Annotated in this window: 13 protein-coding genes and 1 pseudogene; 11 read left to right on the forward strand and 3 right to left on the reverse strand. The window is 67.8% G+C overall.

Annotation, left to right across the window (positions count from 1 at the left end; translation table 11 throughout):
- The first annotated feature begins 4 nt into the window (after positions 1 to 4).
- The 11 genes and pseudogenes from KBW95_RS14075 to KBW95_RS14125 all read left to right on the forward strand — a co-directional run bounded on the left by KBW95_RS14075 (position 5) and on the right by KBW95_RS14125 (position 11,436).
- A complete protein-coding gene (locus KBW95_RS14075; RefSeq protein WP_211528554.1) occupies positions 5 to 2,227 on the forward strand; it encodes a penicillin acylase family protein in 2,223 nt (740 codons plus the stop codon).
- A 4-nt stretch (positions 2,228 to 2,231) separates the two neighbouring features.
- Positions 2,232 to 2,789: a sugar O-acetyltransferase gene (locus tag KBW95_RS14080; RefSeq protein WP_211525968.1), complete on the forward strand. Its 558-nt coding sequence runs from the start codon at positions 2,232 to 2,234 to the stop codon at positions 2,787 to 2,789.
- A 57-nt stretch (positions 2,790 to 2,846) separates the two neighbouring features.
- Positions 2,847 to 3,398 (forward strand): thymidine kinase, encoded by a 552-nt coding sequence (locus KBW95_RS14085; protein WP_211525969.1) that lies wholly within the window; start codon positions 2,847 to 2,849, stop codon positions 3,396 to 3,398.
- An 18-nt stretch (positions 3,399 to 3,416) separates the two neighbouring features.
- Positions 3,417 to 3,971, forward strand: coding sequence for a hypothetical protein (locus tag KBW95_RS14090; protein WP_211525970.1), 555 nt, complete (start codon positions 3,417 to 3,419; stop codon positions 3,969 to 3,971).
- Between the two features lie 170 nt (positions 3,972 to 4,141).
- Positions 4,142 to 6,412, forward strand: coding sequence for a carboxy terminal-processing peptidase (locus KBW95_RS14095; RefSeq protein ID WP_211525971.1), 2,271 nt, complete (start codon positions 4,142 to 4,144; stop codon positions 6,410 to 6,412).
- A gap of 559 nt (positions 6,413 to 6,971) precedes the next feature.
- Positions 6,972 to 7,535 (forward strand): PEP-CTERM sorting domain-containing protein, encoded by a 564-nt coding sequence (locus KBW95_RS14100; RefSeq protein ID WP_211525972.1) that lies wholly within the window; start codon positions 6,972 to 6,974, stop codon positions 7,533 to 7,535.
- 235 nt (positions 7,536 to 7,770) lie between these two features.
- Positions 7,771 to 8,027: pseudogene (locus KBW95_RS14105) on the forward strand (IS1595 family transposase); the annotation flags it as partial.
- A 135-nt stretch (positions 8,028 to 8,162) separates the two neighbouring features.
- Entirely contained in the window at positions 8,163 to 9,353 is a 1,191-nt protein-coding gene (locus KBW95_RS14110; protein ID WP_211525973.1) for an acyl-CoA dehydrogenase family protein, read from the forward strand.
- Positions 9,354 to 9,363: 10 nt separating this feature from the next.
- A complete protein-coding gene (locus tag KBW95_RS14115) occupies positions 9,364 to 10,506 on the forward strand; it encodes an acyl-CoA dehydrogenase family protein (protein ID WP_211528555.1) in 1,143 nt (380 codons plus the stop codon).
- On the forward strand, positions 10,503 to 10,982 hold the full coding sequence (locus KBW95_RS14120; RefSeq protein WP_211528556.1) for a MaoC family dehydratase: 480 nt from the start codon (positions 10,503 to 10,505) through the stop codon (positions 10,980 to 10,982). The genes KBW95_RS14115 and KBW95_RS14120 overlap by 4 nt, the downstream gene beginning before the upstream one ends.
- Complete coding sequence (locus tag KBW95_RS14125; RefSeq protein ID WP_211528557.1) at positions 10,975 to 11,436, forward strand: MaoC family dehydratase; 462 nt, start codon at positions 10,975 to 10,977, stop codon at positions 11,434 to 11,436. Before KBW95_RS14120 ends, KBW95_RS14125 begins: the two co-directional genes overlap by 8 nt.
- Here KBW95_RS14125 and KBW95_RS14130 read toward each other — a convergent pair.
- The 3 genes from KBW95_RS14130 to KBW95_RS14140 all read right to left on the reverse strand — a co-directional run bounded on the left by KBW95_RS14130 (position 11,427) and on the right by KBW95_RS14140 (position 18,168).
- A complete protein-coding gene (locus tag KBW95_RS14130) occupies positions 11,427 to 12,368 on the reverse strand; it encodes a diguanylate cyclase (RefSeq protein ID WP_211528558.1) in 942 nt (313 codons plus the stop codon). The two genes, KBW95_RS14125 and KBW95_RS14130, sit on opposite strands and share 10 nt — an antisense overlap.
- Positions 12,365 to 16,846, reverse strand: coding sequence for a PAS domain-containing protein (locus tag KBW95_RS14135; protein ID WP_211528559.1), 4,482 nt, complete (start codon positions 16,844 to 16,846; stop codon positions 12,365 to 12,367). Before KBW95_RS14135 ends, KBW95_RS14130 begins: the two co-directional genes overlap by 4 nt.
- 104 nt (positions 16,847 to 16,950) lie before the next feature.
- On the reverse strand, positions 16,951 to 18,168 hold the full coding sequence (locus KBW95_RS14140; protein ID WP_211528560.1) for an acyl-CoA dehydrogenase family protein: 1,218 nt from the start codon (positions 18,166 to 18,168) through the stop codon (positions 16,951 to 16,953).
- Positions 18,169 to 18,175: the final 7 nt, after the last annotated feature.

Genomic DNA, 18,175 nt, shown 5'->3' on the forward strand with positions numbered 1-18,175 from the left:
ACCCATGCTCAGACCCCGTCTCATCGTCACCGCGCTGCTCGGCGCCGCCGCATTCACGGCCCAGGCCGCCCACGCCGAGCCCGCCCTCAAGCCGGCCGCGCAGCACGCCGCCAGCAGCGCCGACATCGCGCGCTGGAAGAAGGCGGCGCAGCAGGTGACGATCCTGCGCGACAAGTGGGGCATTCCGCACGTGTTTGGCAAGACCGATGCGGATGCGGTGTTCGGCATGATCTATGCGCAGGCGGAGGACGATTTCAACCGGGTCGAGCTCAACTACATCAACGCGATGGGGCGCCTGGCCGAGGTAGAGGGCGAAAAGGAGATCTGGCGCGACCTGCGCATGAAGCTGTACATCCAGCCGGACGCCATGAAGGCCAAGTACGCCGCCAGCCCGGCCTGGCTGAAGAAGCTCATGAATTCCTTCGCCGACGGGCTCAACTGGTACCTGCACACCCATCCCGAGGTCAAGCCCAAGCTCATCACCCGCTTCGAGCCGTGGATGGCGCTGAGCTTCAGCGAGGGCAGTATCGGCGGCGACATCGAATCCATCGACCTCAAGCAGCTGGAGCAGTTCTACGGCAAGCGCACCGAGCTGGCGCAGCTGGACGCCGGCAAAGGCTTCGACCCGGAGCCGCGCGGCTCCAACGGTTTCGCGATCGCGCCCAAGCTGAGCAAGTCGGGACGCGCGCTCCTGATGATCAATCCGCACACCTCCTTCTACTTCCGCCCCGAAGTGCACATGGTGAGCGAGGAGGGCCTGAACGCCTACGGCGCCGTCACCTGGGGCCAGTTCTTCATCTACCAGGGGTTCAACGACAAGCTGGGCTGGATGCATACCTCGGGCGGCGGCGACGTGATCGACGAATACCTGGAAACGGTCACGGAGCGCGGCGGCAAATTCTTCTACAAGTACGGCGAGGGCGAGCGCCAGGTGCGCGCGGTGCCGGTCACCCTGCCGTACAAGACGCCAGGCGGCGCCATGGCCAGCCGCACCGTCACCGCGTATTTCACCCACCACGGCCCGGTGGTGCGCGCGCTGGACGGCAAGTGGGTGGCGGTCAGGATGATGGACGAGCCCCTCAAGGCGCTCACCCAGTCCTACACCCGCACCAAGGCCAGGAACTACAACGCCTTCTACAAGGCGATGGAGCTGCGCACCAATTCCTCGAACAACACGGTGTACGCGGACGCCGACGGCAACATCGCCTACTTCCACGGCAACTTCATCCCGAAACGCGACCCGCGCTTCGACTGGAGCAAGCCGGTGGACGGCAGCAACCCGGCCACCGAGTGGAAGGGCCTGCACGACATCCGCGAGACGATCACCTTGTTCAACCCGGCCAGCGGCTATATCTCGAACACCAACAACTGGCCCTTCAGCAGCTCCGGCGCCAGCAGCCCCAGGCGCCAGGACTATCCGGACTACATGTGGTCGCTGCCCGAGAACGCGCGCGGCCGCCACGCCGAGCGCGTGCTCAAGGGCGCGAAGGACTTCAGCATCGACAGCCTGATCGCCGCTTCCTACGACAGCCACCTGACCGCCTTCGAGCCGCTGCTCCCTCAGCTGTTCAAGGACTACGAAGCGCTGCCTGAGTCCGATCCGCGCAAGGCCCAGCTGGGCGAGCAGGTCGCGGTGCTGCGCAACTGGGACCAGCGCTACGCGGCGGCCTCGGTGCCGACCTCGCTGGCCATCTACTGGGGCCAGGACATGGTGGCGCAGCACGGCGCGCGCGCCCGCGCCCAGGGCACGCCGGCGGTGGACTTCATCACCAGCCAGCTGAACGGCGAGGAGCGCCTGGCCTCGCTGGCGCGCGCCTCTAGCAAGCTGCAGGCCGATTTCGGCGACTGGCGCACGCCCTGGGGCGAGATCAACCGCTTCCAGCGCATCAGCGGCGACATCGACCAGCAGTACGACGACAGCAAGCCGAGCTGGCCGGTGGCCTTCGCCTCGGCCAACTGGGGTTCGCTGGCGTCCTTCGGCATGGTGGCCAAGCAGAAGACCAGGCGCATCTATGGCGACCGCGGCAACAGCTTCGTGGCCGCCGTCGAGTTCGGTCCGCGCGTGCGCGCCAAGAGCATCCTGGCCGGCGGGCAGAGCGGCGATCCGCGCTCGCCGCACTTCAGCGACCAGGCCGAGATGTACAGCCGCGGCGAATTCAAGGATGTCCTGTTCTACAAGGAAGACATCGAGAAGCAGCTCGAACGGCGCTACCATCCGGGCATGTGAACCCATGAGCCTGAGCGAAAAGCAGAAAATGCTTGCCGGCCTGCCTTACCACGCCGGCGACGCGGAACTGCGGGCCGAGCAGGCGGCGGCCGCCGCCTGGCTGGCGCGCTATAACGCGGCGCTGGGCGAGCCGGTGCCGGTGTGGCAGGCGCTGCTGGCCGAGCGGGCCGCGCGCGTAGGGCAGGGCGCCGTGCTGCGCCCGCCTTTCCATTGCGACTACGGCTGGAACATCGCGTTCGGGGCGCGCGTGTTCGTCAACTTCGACTGCGTCTTCCTCGACGTCGCCCCGATCACGATCGGCGACGACACCCGCATCGGCCCCGGCGTGCATATCTACACGGCCGACCATCCGCGCGACCCCGTGCAGCGCCGCGCCGGCTTCGAATCGGGCCGGCCCGTCACCATCGGCTGCAATGTCTGGATCGGCGGCGGGGCCATCATCCTGCCCGGGGTGACGGTCGGCGACGACGCCATCATCGGCGCCGGCAGCGTGGTCACCCACGACGTGGCGGCGGGTGCGAGCGTGGCGGGAAACCCGGCCCAGGTGCTGGCCGGCGGCTAGGGCTGCTTGCTATAATCCAACTCTCATTTTTCCCATTTTTCCGCGTAGGGCAGGGCAGTGGCTAAACTCTATTTCAGGTACTCGGCGATGAACGCCGGCAAATCGACCGCACTGCTGCAGGTGGCGCACAATTACGAGGAGCAGGGCCAGCAGGTCAAGCTCTACACCGCCGCCATCGACGACCGCTACGGCGTCGGCCTGATCACCTCGCGCCTGGGCCCGCAGCGCCAGGTCGATACCTTCTCATCCGATACCAATTTCCTGGACAAGGCGCCGGACGTGGCCTGCGTGCTGGTCGACGAAGCCCAGTTCCTGTCGACGGCCCAGGTCCAGCAGCTGCACCAGCTGGCCCAGGTGCGCGGCGTGCCCGTGATCTGCTACGGCCTGCGCAGCGACTTCCGCGGCGAGCCTTTCCCCGGTTCGGCCTACCTGCTGGCGCTTGCCGACGACATCGAGGAAATCAAGAACATCTGTACCTGCGGCAAGAAGGCGACCATGAACATCCGCGTCGACACGGAAGGCCGCCGCATCAAGGAAGGCGAGCAGGTCAGCATCGGCGGCAACGAAAGCTACCGCCAGGCCTGCGGCCGCTGCTTCTATTCGACCTGATCGCGCGGCGGCTTGCCCATGGCGCTGCTGAGCGCGTTCCAGGCCTGGCCGCATGCCGACCTGCTGCTCTACCTCGCTCCTTCGGCGGCGCTGGCCTTCCTGTTCTGGATCGGCTCCAGCGCCCATCCCTTCTTCTTCGTGTTCACGGCCGCCGGCACCCTGTGCCACGAGCTGGCGCACTTCTCGGTGGGCCTGCTGACCAATGCCGAGCCGATCGGCCTGAGCGTGGTGCCGCGCCGCATTCCGCGTCCCGGCAAGGGACACAACTGGGAACTGGGTTCGGTCACCTTCGCCAACCTGCGCTGGTATAACGCGGCGCCGGCGGCGCTGGCGCCCTTGCTGGTGCTGCTGCTGCCTTTCCTGGTGGGCTGGTGGCGCACCCGGGGACAGTGGGCCTTTGAACCCCTCGACCTCGCCCTCATGTTCGTCCTGGCGCCGCAGTTCTTGTCGTTCTGGCCATCGCCGGTCGACTGGCGCCTGGCGAGCCGCTCCTGGCCTTATGTGCCGCTGCTGGCGCTGGGCCTGGGTTTCTACATTTACCATGGCCAGCTGCTCCAGCTTATCAAAGGCTAACGCATGGCTTATGCCAGCCTTAAGTTTGCACTACCGAAACGTACAATCCCGCTCTGCTTGCCAGTTCCTTCCTGTAGAATGGGCCGCAAGCGCGGTTTGACCGGTCCATGCCTGCAAGTGTCGCTGGGCCGCACCGCCACCGCAACAGTATCCGTTCGGAGAACCGAAGAATGAAGAAGCACGTGTTCATCGCCGCCCTGGCATTCGCCATGTCCGCCCATGTGGTGACCGCACAGCCCGAAAGGGACAAGGCCGTCGCCACCATCGCGCCGTCCACTCCCGCCTCCCAGATGAAGCCGATCGCGGCCCAGACCCAGGCCGCGCTGTGGGCCTCGCGCGTGCTGGGGCGCTACCACTACAAGGCGGTGCCACTGGACGATGCGATGTCGAGCAAGATCTTCGACAACTACTTCGAATCCCTCGACAGCGAGAAGTTGTACTTCGTGCAAGGCGACGTCGACCAGTTCGCGCCGATGCGCACCAAGCTCGACGACGCCATCAACAGCGAGAACCTTACCGTTCCGTTCACGATCTACAACCTCTACCAGCAGCGCTTCACCGAGCGCATGACGTATGCACGTGAACTGCTGAAGACCAGGTTCGACTTCACTGCCGATGAGTCCCTGCAGCTCGACCGCGAGAAATCGCCCTGGGCCAAGTCCGAGGACGAGATCCGCGACCTGTGGCGCAAGCGCGTCAAGAACGACTGGCTGCGCCTGAAGCTGGCCGGCAAGGAAGACAAGGCGATCCGCGAGACCCTGGACAAGCGCTACGAGAACTACATCAGCCGCATCAAGAAGCTGAACAACGAAGACGTGTTCCAGATGTTCATGAACGCGTACGCGACCGCGATCGAGCCGCACACCAATTACCTGGGCCCGCGCTCGGCCGACAACTTCGACATCTCGATGCGCCTGTCGCTGGAAGGCATCGGCGCCGTGCTGCAGTCGCGCGACGAATACACCATCATCCGCGAGATCGTGCCGGGCAGCCCGGCCGACAAGTCGGGCAAGCTGAAGGTCGGCGACCGCATCGTCGGCGTGGCCCAGGGCAACGGTCCCTTCACCGACGTGCTGGGCTGGCGCCTGGACGACGTGGTGGCGCTGGTGCGCGGCGAGAAAGGCTCGACCGTCCGCCTGGACGTGATCCCGGGCGACGGCGGCCAGGACGCCAAGCACGTGGCCGTGTCGATGGTGCGCAAGAAGATCAGTATGGAAGAGCAGGCCGCCAAGAAGTCGATCATCAAGGTCAAGGAAAACGGCGTGGAGCGCCGCATCGGCGTGATTTCGCTGCCGACCTTCTACCTGGACTTCGAGGCGCGCCGCAAGGGCGACAAGGACTTCCGCAGCGCGACCCGCGACGTGGCCCGCATCCTTGGCGAGCTCAAGAAGGATAAGGTGGACAACGTCCTGATCGACCTGCGCAACAACGGTGGTGGTTCGCTGATCGAGGCGATCGAGCTGACCGGCCTGTTCATCGACAAGGGCCCGGTGGTCATGCAGCGCACCGCCGAAGGGCGGGTCGAGGTCGAGGCGGACACCACGCCGGGCCTGGCCTGGGATGGTCCGATGGGCGTCCTGATCAACCGCGGTTCGGCCTCGGCGTCCGAGATCTTCGCCGCGGCGATCCAGGACTACGGCCGCGGCCTGGTGATCGGCGAGCCGAGCTTCGGCAAGGGCACCGTGCAGACCCTGATCGACCTGGACCGCTTCTCGCAGAGCGAGAAAGTGCGCTACGGCGAACTCAAGATGACCATCGCGCAGTTCTTCCGCATCAATGGCGGCACCACCCAGCTGCGCGGCGTGACGCCGGACATCAAGCTGCCGGTGCTGTCGGACCTGGAGAACTTCGGCGAGTCCTCGTATGACAATGCGCTGCCGTGGGTGGCGATCAAGCCGGCGACCTACCTGCCGGCGGGCGACCTGAAGGAATTGATTGCGCCGCTGCAGAAACGTCACGAGGCGCGTATCGCCAAGGACAAGGAGTTCCAGTTCCTGCAGGAAGACATCGCCGAGGTGCTGAAGCTGCGCAAGGAGAACGCGATCTCGCTGAACGAAGCCGTGCGCCGCAAGGAGCGCGACGCCCAGGACGCCCGCGCCAAGCTGCGTGAAGCCCGCCTGGCAGGCGCCTCCGGCACCGCCGAGGACGAGCCGGCCCGTGCGCCGGGCGGCAAGGAAGCCCGCGCCAAGGTGCCGGAACCAACCAAGCCGGCCAAGTCGGTGGTGGCCCTGCGCGGTTCGCCGCGCCAGGACGACGGCCTGCAGGCCGACGAGCGCAACCTCCAGGCCGAGCTGGCAGCCGAGAAGGCCGCCAAGGACGCCAAGGACGTGCTGCTCCAGGAAGCGGCGAACATCCTGGCCGACGAGGTAGGCATGCTCAAGACCGATACCCGCATGGCCTCCCGCGCCATGCCGTATATGGCATCGACCCGGGGTAACTGACCCCGACCCGGCTTGGCCGGGTCTGAATCCCCGGGTCGCCCGGCCTGCTGAAACGGCCGCATTCGAAAGGGTGCGGCCGTTTTTCTTTGCGTGGCGATCGCGATGACCGGCCGAATTCACACGCGATCTTTGTCAATAATAATTACACAATGAAACAATTCGTTGGATGTGGTCGGTCTGATAATTTCAGATAGTCATTGGTATGTTAAACACCCAACAGACGAGTCGGTACCTATCGGTTAAAGAACGTGTGTAATCAATAGGGCTACTTGCTCGAAATTAATATACTTTTGGAAGGCGGGGACGAAAAAAACGCGCTTACCGAATTGAAATGTTCGCCTAGTACAGCCATTCCCCTACCGCGATTTCCATATGATGAGTCTGCTACAACTCAACAATAAACAACAGCGCACAATTTAACACTTGTAAAGATTGATAATTTTCCAGTTATGTTACGATAACTTTGAAGTTGCAATAAGAATAACCGCTCAACCTCAAAGGAGTTATTATCATGGCAATTCGCCGCCTTGTACTAGCAGCGCTGCTCGTCAGCGCTGGTATGGCCCAAGCAGCAGTCGTTCCGGCCGCCGCATCCTCCAATTTCCTGACTAACTGGACCAACGGCAACGGCACCGACGTGATCGCATCCGGCGCACTGTCGGACAATGTGACGCTGATTGGTGGTATCTCCCACGGCGCCAGCGCCAGCCTGGAAGACGTCCTGTTCGGCAAGGTGAGCGCCCAGCAGGCCAGCAGCAGCGGCACGCAACTGAAGTACGCCTCGGGCGTCCAGGGTAACTACCTGCTGGGCACCGACAACGGCGCACTGGCCGCACGTCTGGGCAACAGCAAGTCGGTCGTGAACACCAACGACGGCGTGACCGTCCTGGACGGCGTGACCAAGCCGGGCCTGGGCAATGGCAGCGATTTCACCCCGGCACTGGACGACATCCCTGGCAAAGGCGTGGGTCTCGACCAGAACGTGGGTGTCGACGTGGGCGTGGGTGTCGACCAGGGCGAAGGCAATGCCCAGCCGGCCGAGGTGCCTGAGCCGTCGAGCGTCGCCCTGATGCTGGCAGGCCTGGTCGGCGCCGGCTCGCTGGCCCGCCGCCGCAAGCAGTAATTCCTGGGTAAGCGTGAGCGCAGCCTGCGGGCTGCGCTTTTTTTTTGGCGCTGTCACCGTTGAGTGTTGAATCTTCCTTAACTGCTGAGGTCTAACGAGGATCCATATCTCGGCGGAGGAAGCGATGAAGGCCTCCACATTCAAGAAGCTGTTGGAACAGGTCGCAGTCCTAAGCAAGCGTCAACGCGAGCAGCTGCTTCAGGTGCTGCGTTCGACGGTTGGGCTGGACCGCTATTTTGCGCGTGAATCCGGCATCTCTCACCAGGCCGTCAACCTGCGCGCCGGCGAGCGTGTGCGCGGGGCAGTCCATGTCCAGAACGTCAACGCCTACCATCGCCGCTGCCGGAAATGGCTCGCCCGCTTCCATGGCGTAGCCACTCGCTACCTTCCCAACTATCTCGGATGGCGCTGGGCGCTGGATGGAAATCGCTTGGATTCGCCTGACACTCTCCTGCGAGCCGCGATTGGCATCTTCAACACTCAACGGTGACAGCGCCTTTTTTTTCGCTTGTCGTGCGCGGGTATTTCGCTGCGTGTCTAGCGCCGCCCACTTGGCGGCAATCTTGATTCATGTACAATCCTTGTGAACGATCGTGCTTTTTCGGGCGACAATAACAAGGAGACGACATGGATCTGCATTACACGGACGAGGACCTGGCCTTTCGCGACCAGGTTCGCGCCTTCCTCGATTCCCATTTGCCGCAGGACTTGCAGGAAAAGGTGCGCCAGCACCGGCGCCTGAACAAGGACGACTACGTCCGCTGGCACAAGATCCTCGCCGCCCAGGGCTGGGTGGCGCCGGGCTGGCCGAAGCAATACGGCGGCCCCGGCTGGACCCCGGTGCAGCGCCACCTGTTCGAGGAAGAATGCGCGCTGGCGGGCACGCCGCCCATCCTGCCTTTCGGCGTCAACATGGTCGCTCCCGTGATCATGGCCTTCGGCAACCAGGCCCAGAAAGATCACTACCTGCCGCGCATCCTGTCCTGCCAGGACTGGTGGTGCCAGGGTTATTCGGAGCCCGGCGCCGGTTCCGACCTGGCCTCGCTCAAGACCACGGCCGTGCGCGACGGCGACCACTACATCGTCAACGGCCAGAAGACCTGGACCACCCTGGCCCAGCATGCCGACATGATCTTCTGCCTGGTCCGCACCGATCCCGGCGTGCGCAAGCAGGAAGGCATTTCCTTCCTGCTGATCGACATGCATGCGCCCGGGGTCACGGTGCGCCCCATTATCATGCTCGACGAAGACCACGAAGTGAACGAGGTGTTCTTCGACAACGTGCGCGTGCCCGTGGCCAACCTGGTGGGCCAGGAAAATCGCGGCTGGACCTATGCCAAATACCTGCTGGGCCATGAGCGCACCGGCATCGCGGCGGTCGGCCGTTCCAAGCGCGAACTGGCCTTCGTCAAGCGCCTGGCGGCGCGCGAGCAGAAGAACGGCCGCCCGCTGATCGAGGATCCGCTGTTCGCCGCCAAGGTGGCCGGCGTCGAGATCGAGCTGATGGCGCTGGAAATCACGGTGCTGCGCGTGCTGGCGCGCGCCGACCAGGCGCCCGGGCCGGAGGCCTCGGTGCTGAAGGTGACGGGCACCGACATCCAGCAGGCCCTGACGGAGCTGATGCTGGAGGCGGCGGGCCCGATGGCCCTGCCTTTCGACCCGGCCTACCTCGAAGGCGAACGCGCGCACAGCATCGCCGGCGACGACGAGGCGGCGCCGCTCGCGCCTTACTACTTCAATTACCGCAAGACCTCGATCTACGGCGGCTCGAACGAAATCCAACGCAACATCATCACCCAGATGATCCTGGGGCTGTAAGGGGACCACGATGAACTTCGACTTCAAAGAAGAACAGCTCCAGTTCGCGGATGCGCTCAGGCGCTGGGTGGGACGCGGCTACGACTTCGAGAAACGCCGCGCGATCGTCCGTTCGGACAGCGGCATCGACGACCGCGCCTGGGCCACCCTGGCCGAACTCGGGATGACGGCGCTGCCGGTGGCCGAGGAACACGGCGGTTTCGGCGGCTCCGCGGTCGACATGTTCGTGGTGATGCAGGAGCTGGGCCGCGGCCTGGTGGTTGAGCCCTACCTGGCCACCATGCTGGGCGCCGAATTCCTGCGCCTGGGAGGCGGCCACGGCGAGCTGCTGGCCCAGGTCGCGGGCGGCGAGCTGAAACTGGCCTGCGCGCTGGGCGAGCGCCAGTCGCGCCACGAGCTGAACGACATCGCGACCCGCGCCGAGGCGCATGACGCCGGCTGGCGCCTGGAGGGTGAAAAGAAGGCGGTCCTGCACGGCGCCGCCGCAGGTGTGCTGATCGTGTCCGCTAGGACCGGCGGCGGCCAGCGCGATGCGCAAGGCATCAGCCTGTTCGCCCTGCCTGCGGATACGCCCGGCATCACGGTGACCGGCTACCGCACCCTGGACGGCATGCGCGCCGCCGATGTGCGCCTGGAGGGCGTCCTGGCGCCACAGGCAAGCCTGATCGGCAAGGCGGGCGAGGGCGCCGCGATCCTGGAGGCGGCCGCCGACTATGGCGCCGGCCTGCTGTGCGCCGAGGCGCTGGGCGCGATGCAGGCGCTGTTCGACGCCACCCTCGATTACCTCAAGACGCGCCAGCAGTTCGGTGTCCCGATCGGCAAGTTCCAGGGCCTGCAGCACCGCATGGCCGACATGTACATCCACCTCGAGCAGGCGCGGTCGATGGCGCTGCTGGCCGCGGTGCGCCTGGCCGAAGGCGCGGACGACGAGCGGCGCCGCGTCGTGTCGGCGGCCAAGTACCGCGTGGGCCAGGCGGCGCGCTTCATCGGGCAGCAGGCGATCCAGCTGCATGGCGGCATGGGCGTGACCGACGAACTGCCGGCCTCGCACTACTTCAAGCGCCTGTCGATGATCGAACTGACCCTGGGCGACAGCGACCACCACCTGGCGCGCTTCGCGTCCCTGCCTGGCTTCGCCCGGGAGGCGGCATGAGCAAGGTAGAAAAGACGCAATGGTATTTCGAGGATTTTTATCCCGGCCAGGAGATCGACCTGGGCGAACGGCTCGTGACCGAGGAGGAGATCGTGGCCTTCGCGCGCGACTTCGATCCCCAGCCCTTCCACGTCGACCATGAGGCGGGCGCCGCCTCGATCTACGGCACGGTGATCGCCAGCGGCTGGCACACCTGCGCCATGATGATGCGCATGGTGGTCGATGGCCTGATGTGCGCCGCCTCGAGCATGGGTTCCCCCGGCCTGGAAAAGGTGCGCTGGATCCGGCCGCTGCGTCCCGGCGACACCCTGCGGGTGCGCTACCTGACGCAGGAGGTGAAGGGCTCGAACTCCAAGCCGGACCGCGGCGTGGTGTGGTCCAAGTGGATCGCGACCAACCAGCACGGCGAGGAAGTCTGCACCGTCGAGGGCATGGGCATGTTCGGCCGCCGTCCGAAGGAGGGCGCCGATGCCTAGGGTGCTGCGCTTCGAAGAACTGCCCGGCCTGGCGGGCCGGGAAGTCGCGCTCTCCGACTGGTTCGCGGTCGGCCAGGAGCGCGTCGACGCCTTCGCCGAGGCCACCGGCGACCGCCAGTGGATCCACGTGGACCCGGAACGCTGCCGGCGCGAATCGCCTTTCGGCGGGCCGGTGGCGCACGGTTTCCTGAGCCTGTCGCTGCTGCCGGCCATGCTGGACAGCGCGCTGCGCATCGAGGGCCTGCGCATGGGTCTCAACTATGGCCTGAACAAGGTGCGCTTTCCGGCGCCGCTGCCGGTCGGCAGCCGGGTGCGGGCGCGCTGGACATTGGCGGCGGCCGAACCGGTCGCCGGCGGCCTGCAGCTGACCTGGGAGGCACTGGTCGAACGCGATGGCGCCGAAGACGGGCGGCCGGTGTGCGCCGCCGAATTCCTGGTGCGCTGTTACGGCTGAAGCGGCTGGAGCTCCTGGACCGCGATCCGGTACTGGTTGCGGCCGTCGGCCTTGGCTTCGTAGAGCTGGGTGTCGGCTGCGGCGACCAGGGCTGCCGCGGCCTGGTCTTCGCCCGGCACCTGGGTGGCCAGCCCCATGCTGACCGTCAGGCGCGAGGCGGTGGGCGAGGCGGCGTGCGGCAGGTTGAGCTGGGCCAGTTCTTGCTGCAGGCGGCGGGCCACGCATTCGGCGCCGGCGGCGTCCAGCTGGGGCAGCAGGATCGCGAATTCCTCGCCGCCGTAGCGGGCCACCAGGTCGTGGGTGCGGCCCGCGGCCCGGCGCAGGCCGGCCGCCACCTGCACCAGTCCCGCATCGCCGGCCTGGTGGCCGTAATGGTCGTTGTACATCTTGAAATGGTCGACATCGACCAGGATCAGCGACACCGGCAAGCCGGCGCGCGCGCAGCGCCGCCATTCGGCTTCCAGGCGCTCGTCGAAGGCGCGCCGGTTCGCCACGCCGGTGAGCGGGTCGGTCAGGGTCAGGGCGCGCAGGGCGTCGGCCTGGCGCTTGACGGTGAGCTGGGTGCGCACCCTGGCGCGCACCACCGCGGCGTTGACCGGCTTGGTGATGAAGTCCGCCGCGCCGGCCTCCAGCGCGCGCGTCTCGTCCTCGGGGCTGGTCAGCGCGGTCACGAACATGACCGGGATGTCGCTGGTTTCCGGCGCCGCGCGCAGCGCCGCGCACACGGCGTAGCCGTCCATGTCGGGCATCACGGCGTCGAGCAGGATCAGGTCCGGATGCTGGGTGCGCGCCAGTTCCAGGGCGCGCTGGCCGTCCAGGGCGAACAGCACTTCCTGCTCGTCCTGCAGGGCGCCGTGCAGGATCTGGATATTTTCCATGGCGTCGTCGACCACCAGGATGCGCCCGTTGAGGGCCATTTCGGTCCAGCTCATGCTTGCGCCTTTCCTTCTAACAGTTCGCGTATTCGTGCGGCCGCCTCCCCGAAGCGCAGGGTGCCGACGGCTTCCGCCAGCGCGGCCGCCGCTTCCTGGCCGTAGCGCGCCGCCAGCGCGGGGCGCAGGACCTCGAACTGGGTGGTCGCCTTCATGTTGTTATTCTCCAGCAGATGCAGCAGGCGCGCCAACGCGTCCTGCAGCGCCGCGCCGCCGCCTTCCGCCGGCAGGGGCAGGGCGGCATCGCGCGTGGGGTTCTCGAGCTCGCGCGCGCCGGCGGCGGCGACGTCCAGGGCCGCGGCCAGTTCGGCCAGGCGCAGGACCACGGTCGGCTGGCCCTCGTTGCGCAGCGCCAGTTCGAGTTCGTGGGCCGCGCGCGCGACGTCGACCGCGCCCAGGTTGGCGGCGACCCCACGCAGCCGGTGCGTGGCCTGCTGCGCGGCCTGGCGGTCGCCGGCGTCGACCAGCAGGCGCAGCTCCGCCAGCGCCGCGGCGCGGCCATCGACGAAGCGCCCGAACACCGCGGCGAAGCGCTCGAAGCTGCCGCCGAAGCGGGGCAGGGTGGCCTGCAGGTCGATGCCGGGCAAGTGGGCCGGCACCGGCATCGGCGCGGCCTGGGACGGTTCCTCCTTCCCTGTGGCGGCGCAGGGCGCGGCGGCCCGCGGCACGATGCGCGCCAGCGTGGCCACCAGTTCGTCGACGTCGATCGGCTTGGCCAGGTGGGCCTGCATACCGGCGGCCAGCGAGCGGGCCCGGTCTTCTTCCATGGCGTTGGCGGTCATGGCGACGATCGGCAGCGCCAGGCCGGCCGCGCGGATCGCGGCCGCCGCCTCGTAGCCGTTCATCACCGGCATCTGCACGTCCATCAGCACCACGTCGTAGTCGGCGCGCTCGGCCAGCATGCTGACCGCCACCCGGCCGTTGCCCGCGATGTCGACGCTGGCGCCCGCGTGGGTCAGGATGAAGCTGGCCACTTCCTGGTTGATCGGGTTGTCCTCCACCAGCAGCACGCGCAGGCCGAGCAGGCGGGCCGCCAGCGGCGCCGCCTGGCCCGGCGCGGAGGAGGATGTGGCGTCCCCGCCGAGCAGGCGGTCGGCGGCCGCGCGCAAGGTGGTGGGCGTGAAGGGCTTGCCGAGCACCGCGCCCAGCTGCAGCTCATTCGCCAGTTCGGCCATGCGCTCGGCGTCGGGGTCGGCCACCAGCAGGCAAACGCGCGGCAGCGCCCCCGGATTGTCGGCCCGCGCGCTGGACAGCACTTCGACTCCGTCCAGGTCCGGCATGGCGGCGTCCAGGAAGGCCAGGTCGTAGCGCTGGCCGGAGCGCAGCTTGTCCAGGGCCGCCTGGCCACCGCCGGCGCCGTCGACGCTCCAGCCATAGGCGGCGCACGCCGCGGCCAGGGCGGCCCAGGCGCTGTGGTTGTCGTCGGCCACCAGCACCCGCAAGGGCTGGCCGGCGCCGGCCGGCAGGGGCCGCGCATCGTCGACCACCACGAAAGGCAGGGTGAAATGGAAGTCGGCTCCCGCGCCGGCGGCGCTGGTCAGGCCCAGGCGGCCGCCGGCCAGCTCCACCAGGCGGCGCGCGATCGCCAGGCCCAGTCCCGCGCCGCCGTACTTGCGGCTGGTCGAGCTGTCGCCCTGCGAGAAGGCCTCGAACATGCGCGCCTGCTGCTCGGGCGCGATGCCGATGCCGGTGTCGCGCACGGAAAAGCCCAGCTCCACCTGGTCGGCGGCGCGCTTGACGACGCGGATCGACAGCACGATCTCGCCGCGCTCGGTGAACTTGACGGCGTTGCCCACCAGGTTGAGCAGCACCTGCTCCAGGCGCATCGGGTCGCCCAGCAGGGTCGCCGGAACATCGGGCGCCACCGCGAACACCGGCTCCACGCCCTTGGCCCAGGCATTCGGCGCGGTGATCACCGCGATGCTGGCCAGCAGGCTGTCGACCGCGAAGGGCGTACGCTCCAGCACCAGCTGGCCGGACTCGATGCGCGAGAAGTTGAGCAGGTCGCTGAGCATGCCCAGCAGCGAGCGGGCCGCGGTTTGCATGCGCGAGACGTAGCCGCGCTCGCGCCGGCCCAGCTGGCCTTCTTCGAGCAGGCGCGCCAGCCCGACGATGGCGTTCATCGGCGTGCGCAGCTCGTGGCTCATGTTGGCCAGGAACTCGCCCTTGGCGCGGCTGGCCGCCTCGGCCTGGTGCAGGGCGCCGACCAGCTGGGACTGGACGTGCTTGAGGTCCGTCACGTCGGTATGCAGCATGTAGAAGCCGCGCACCTGGCCGGCGTCGTCGACCTCCGGAATGAAGTTGCTGAGCGCCTGGATGATGGCGCCGCCCGGCTTGGACAGGGTGCGCTCGAAGGTCTGGGGCGCGCCGGTGAGGACGGCTTCCAGGAAGGGCTTCACCTGCGCCAGCTGCTCGGCCGGCAGCAGCTCGGCCGCGGTGCGGCCCAGCACGTCCTCCTCGCTGCGTCCGAGCCAGTCCAGGTAGGGGCGGTTGGCGAAGCGGCAGCGCTGCTGCGCGTCCCAGTAGCCGACCAGGGCCGGCAGGTTGTCGGTGACGGTGCGCAGGAAGCGTTCGCGCTCGGCCAGCTGGGCGCTGGCGGCGTGCAGCGCGGCCTCCGCCTCGACCCGGGCGCTGATGTCGCGGATGGTGGCCGCCATCATGCCCGCGCCGCCGATATCGATCCGGCTCAGGAGCACGTCGGCATGGAACAGGCTGCCGTCGGCGCGCCGGTGCAGCCATTCGAACTGGCAGCGCCCGGTGTCGATGGCGCGCCGCATGTATTCCATCGCCGCTTCGGCCGTCGGGCGGCCGTCGCCCTGGAAGGGTGGTGAAGTGCTGACCGGCGATTCATTGAGCAGGGCGTCGACGCCGGGATAGCCGAACAGGTCGGCCGCCGCCTGGTTGGCGCTGACGTAGCCGGCCCCGAAGGCGATCAGGACCTGGGCGTCGCTGGAACCCTCGAACAGCACCCGGAACATCTCTTCGTTGTCGCGGTTGCGCTGTTCCTGGCGCTTGCGCTCGGTGATGTCGAGCACCACCGCGTTCACGCCCATCAGCTGGTGGTCGGGGCCCCACACCGGGTAGTAGCTGGAGATCCAGTGGCGCGTCTGTCCCGGCGTGGCCGGGACCTCGCCGGTGGCTTCTACTTCGAGCAGCGGACGGCCGGTCTCGAGCACCTTGCGGTAGCCGACCTCGAACTCGCTGCCCACCGGGCCCAGGAGCTCGGGCAGGGTGTGGCCGATATGCTCGCGCGCGGACAGCGCGTTGATCTCGGCCAGGTAGTCGTTGATCATGACCACCCGCATGTTCGTGTCCATGAAGCACAGGCCGACCGGGGCCGAGGCGTAGACGATCTCCAGCTGGGCCTTGGAACGCGCCAGTTCGGCGGTGCGCTCGTCCACCAGGGTCTCGAGGCGGGTGCGGTAGGCCTGCAGCTCGGCGTCGACGCGCTGCAGCGAGCGCGCCACCTTGTGGACCTCGTCGATCTCGGGCGGCGGCAGGGCCAGGGGCTCGCCGCGGCCCAGGCTCTCGGCCGGCTCGGCCAGGTCGCGCACGGCGCGCGCGATGGCGCCGCCCAGGGCCCGCGCCAGCCCCAGGCTGATGATCAGCAGGACGGCGATCGCGATCACGGTGGTGGCCAGGGAATGGCCGAGCAGCTCGCGCGCCGCATTGGTCGGGTAGCGGATCGCGACCACCCAGCCGTGCTTGGGCGAGCGCGCGTAGGCCGCGAAGCCCGCCTCCTCCCCGCTGCCCAGCGGTACGGTGCCGCGCCCGTCGCGGGCCAGCCGTTCCGCCAGGGCCGGCGCCATGGGCGCGCCCACGTGGGCGCTGGGGTCGCTGCTGCGCGACACCATCAGCAGGCGCTTGTCGTAGATTTCCGCGGCCCAGCCGTCCGGCAGATGCTGGCTTTCGAGCAGTTCGGTCAGCCTGCGCGGCCGCAGCAGCACCGACAGGACATAGCGCACCTTGCCATCGATCCAGACCGGCACGTCCACCGACAAGGCGTAGGGCTGGTCGCCTTCCGCCCGGTGCAGCCCCGAGGCGATGGAATCCCCGGTGGCGAACACGCGCCGGATGTCGTCCGGATTGCCGAGCACGGGCAGGGGCGCGCCATAGGAGTAGCGCGTATGGAGCAGGGGCGCCGCGCCGGGGCCGCTGAGCATGAAGCCCTGGGCCGGGAATTCCGGGCGCAGCAGCAGGCGCGCGGCGGCATGGAAGGATTCGAGTTCGCCCCTGGCCAGCGTCGGCGAATTCGCCAGCACCCGCGCCGCCGTCTCGCCGCTGTCGAGGTCACGGTCGACCGCGGCGGCCAGCACCTCGGCCACGGTCTGGGCGTCGTCCGACACGTGCGAACGCTCCCGCACCGCCGCGTCCCGGGCCAGGGCGATGTAGCCGATCAGGATCGGCAGCGCGCAGGCCAGGACCAGGGTGTAGAGCTTGGAGCGTATCGTCGGCAGCGAATGGCGTGAGAACGGCAACGGGCCTCCCCGGGGCGAAGCGGCTTGGGCGCCGCGATGCCCCATGGTAGCTGAGCTCAGTCACCATGCATAGCGGCGTCCTGCATGGTTCCCACCGGCCCGGCTCAGCCGTGCCTGCCCAGCTCCAGCTTGGCGATGGCGTTGCGATGCACCTCGTCGGGGCCGTCGGCCAGGCGCAGGGTGCGGTTGGCCGCCCACTGGTAGGCCAGCGGGAATTCCTCCGAGACCCCGGCCGCGCCGTGGGCCTGGATGGCCCAGTCCAGCACGTCCTGGGCGACGGTGGGCGCCAGCACCTTGATCATGGCGATTTCCATCTGGGCCACCTTGTTGCCGACCGTGTCCATCATGTAGGCGGCCTTCAGGGTCAGCAGGCGCGCCGTGTCGATGCGGATGCGGCTCTCGGCGATGCGCTCGCGCCAGACGCCCTGGTCGGACAGCTTGCGCCCGAAGGCCACCCGGCTGCCTAGCCGCCGGCACATCAGTTCGAGGGCCCGTTCGGCCACCCCGATGGCGCGCATGCAGTGGTGGATGCGGCCCGGGCCCAGGCGGCCCTGGGCGATCTCGAAGCCGCGCCCTTCGCCCAGCAGCATGTTGGCGGCCGGCACCCGCACGTTCTCGAACAGGATCTCGCAGTGGCCGTGGGGCGCGTCGTCGTAGCCGAACACGGGCAGGGGCCGCAGCACAGTGATGCCTTGTGTATCGGCCGGGACCACGATCATCGACTGCTGGCGGTGGCGTTCGGCGCCAGGGTCGGTCTTGCCCATCACGATATAGACGCGGCAGCGCGGATCGCCCGCGCCCGAGATCCACCATTTGCGGCCGTTGATCACGTAGTCCTCGCCGTCGCGCTCGATGCGGGTGGCGATATTGGTCGCGTCCGAGGACGCCACGTCCGGTTCGGTCATGGCGAAGGCCGAGCGGATCTCGCCGCGCAGCAGCGGTTCGAGCCAGGCCTGCTTCAGGTCTTCGCTGGCGTAGCGCTCCAGGGTTTCCATGTTGCCGGTGTCCGGCGCCGAGCAGTTGAAGACTTCCGGCGCCCAGGGCACCCGGCCCATGATCTCGCACAGCGGGGCGTAGTCGAGATTCGACAAGCCTTCCGGCGCACGGCGCGAGCGCGGCAGGAACAGGTTCCACAGCCCGGCCTGGCGGGCGAGGGGCTTGAGGCGCTCGATCAGCTCCACCGGCTGCCAGCGGTTGCCGGCGGCGCCGTTGCGCGCGACCGCCTCGCCGAAGGCGGCCTCAACGGGGTAGATGTGCTCGTCCATGAAGGCGAGCAGGCGGCTGCGCAGTTCTTCGCAGCGGGGCGAGTAGGCGAAATCCATGTGTTCT

The sequence above is a fragment of the Massilia sp. ZL223 genome (assembly GCF_018119395.1).
Taxonomy (GTDB): Bacteria; Pseudomonadota; Gammaproteobacteria; order Burkholderiales; family Burkholderiaceae_D; genus Telluria.

Coding starts and splice junctions, on each gene's coding strand:
- KBW95_RS14090 (WP_211525970.1), top strand. CDS start 3,417: ATGGCGCTGCTGAGCGCGTTCCAGGCCTGGCCGCATGCCGACCTGCTG.
- KBW95_RS14095 (WP_211525971.1), top strand. CDS start 4,142: ATGAAGAAGCACGTGTTCATCGCCGCCCTGGCATTCGCCATGTCCGCC.
- KBW95_RS14125 (WP_211528557.1), top strand. CDS start 10,975: ATGCCTAGGGTGCTGCGCTTCGAAGAACTGCCCGGCCTGGCGGGCCGG.
- KBW95_RS14075 (WP_211528554.1), top strand. CDS start 5: ATGCTCAGACCCCGTCTCATCGTCACCGCGCTGCTCGGCGCCGCCGCA.
- KBW95_RS14115 (WP_211528555.1), top strand. CDS start 9,364: ATGAACTTCGACTTCAAAGAAGAACAGCTCCAGTTCGCGGATGCGCTC.
- KBW95_RS14130 (WP_211528558.1), bottom strand. CDS start 12,368: ATGAGCTGGACCGAAATGGCCCTCAACGGGCGCATCCTGGTGGTCGAC.
- KBW95_RS14120 (WP_211528556.1), top strand. CDS start 10,503: ATGAGCAAGGTAGAAAAGACGCAATGGTATTTCGAGGATTTTTATCCC.
- KBW95_RS14140 (WP_211528560.1), bottom strand. CDS start 18,168: ATGGATTTCGCCTACTCGCCCCGCTGCGAAGAACTGCGCAGCCGCCTG.
- KBW95_RS14110 (WP_211525973.1), top strand. CDS start 8,163: ATGGATCTGCATTACACGGACGAGGACCTGGCCTTTCGCGACCAGGTT.
- KBW95_RS14080 (WP_211525968.1), top strand. CDS start 2,232: ATGAGCCTGAGCGAAAAGCAGAAAATGCTTGCCGGCCTGCCTTACCAC.
- KBW95_RS14100 (WP_211525972.1), top strand. CDS start 6,972: ATGGCCCAAGCAGCAGTCGTTCCGGCCGCCGCATCCTCCAATTTCCTG.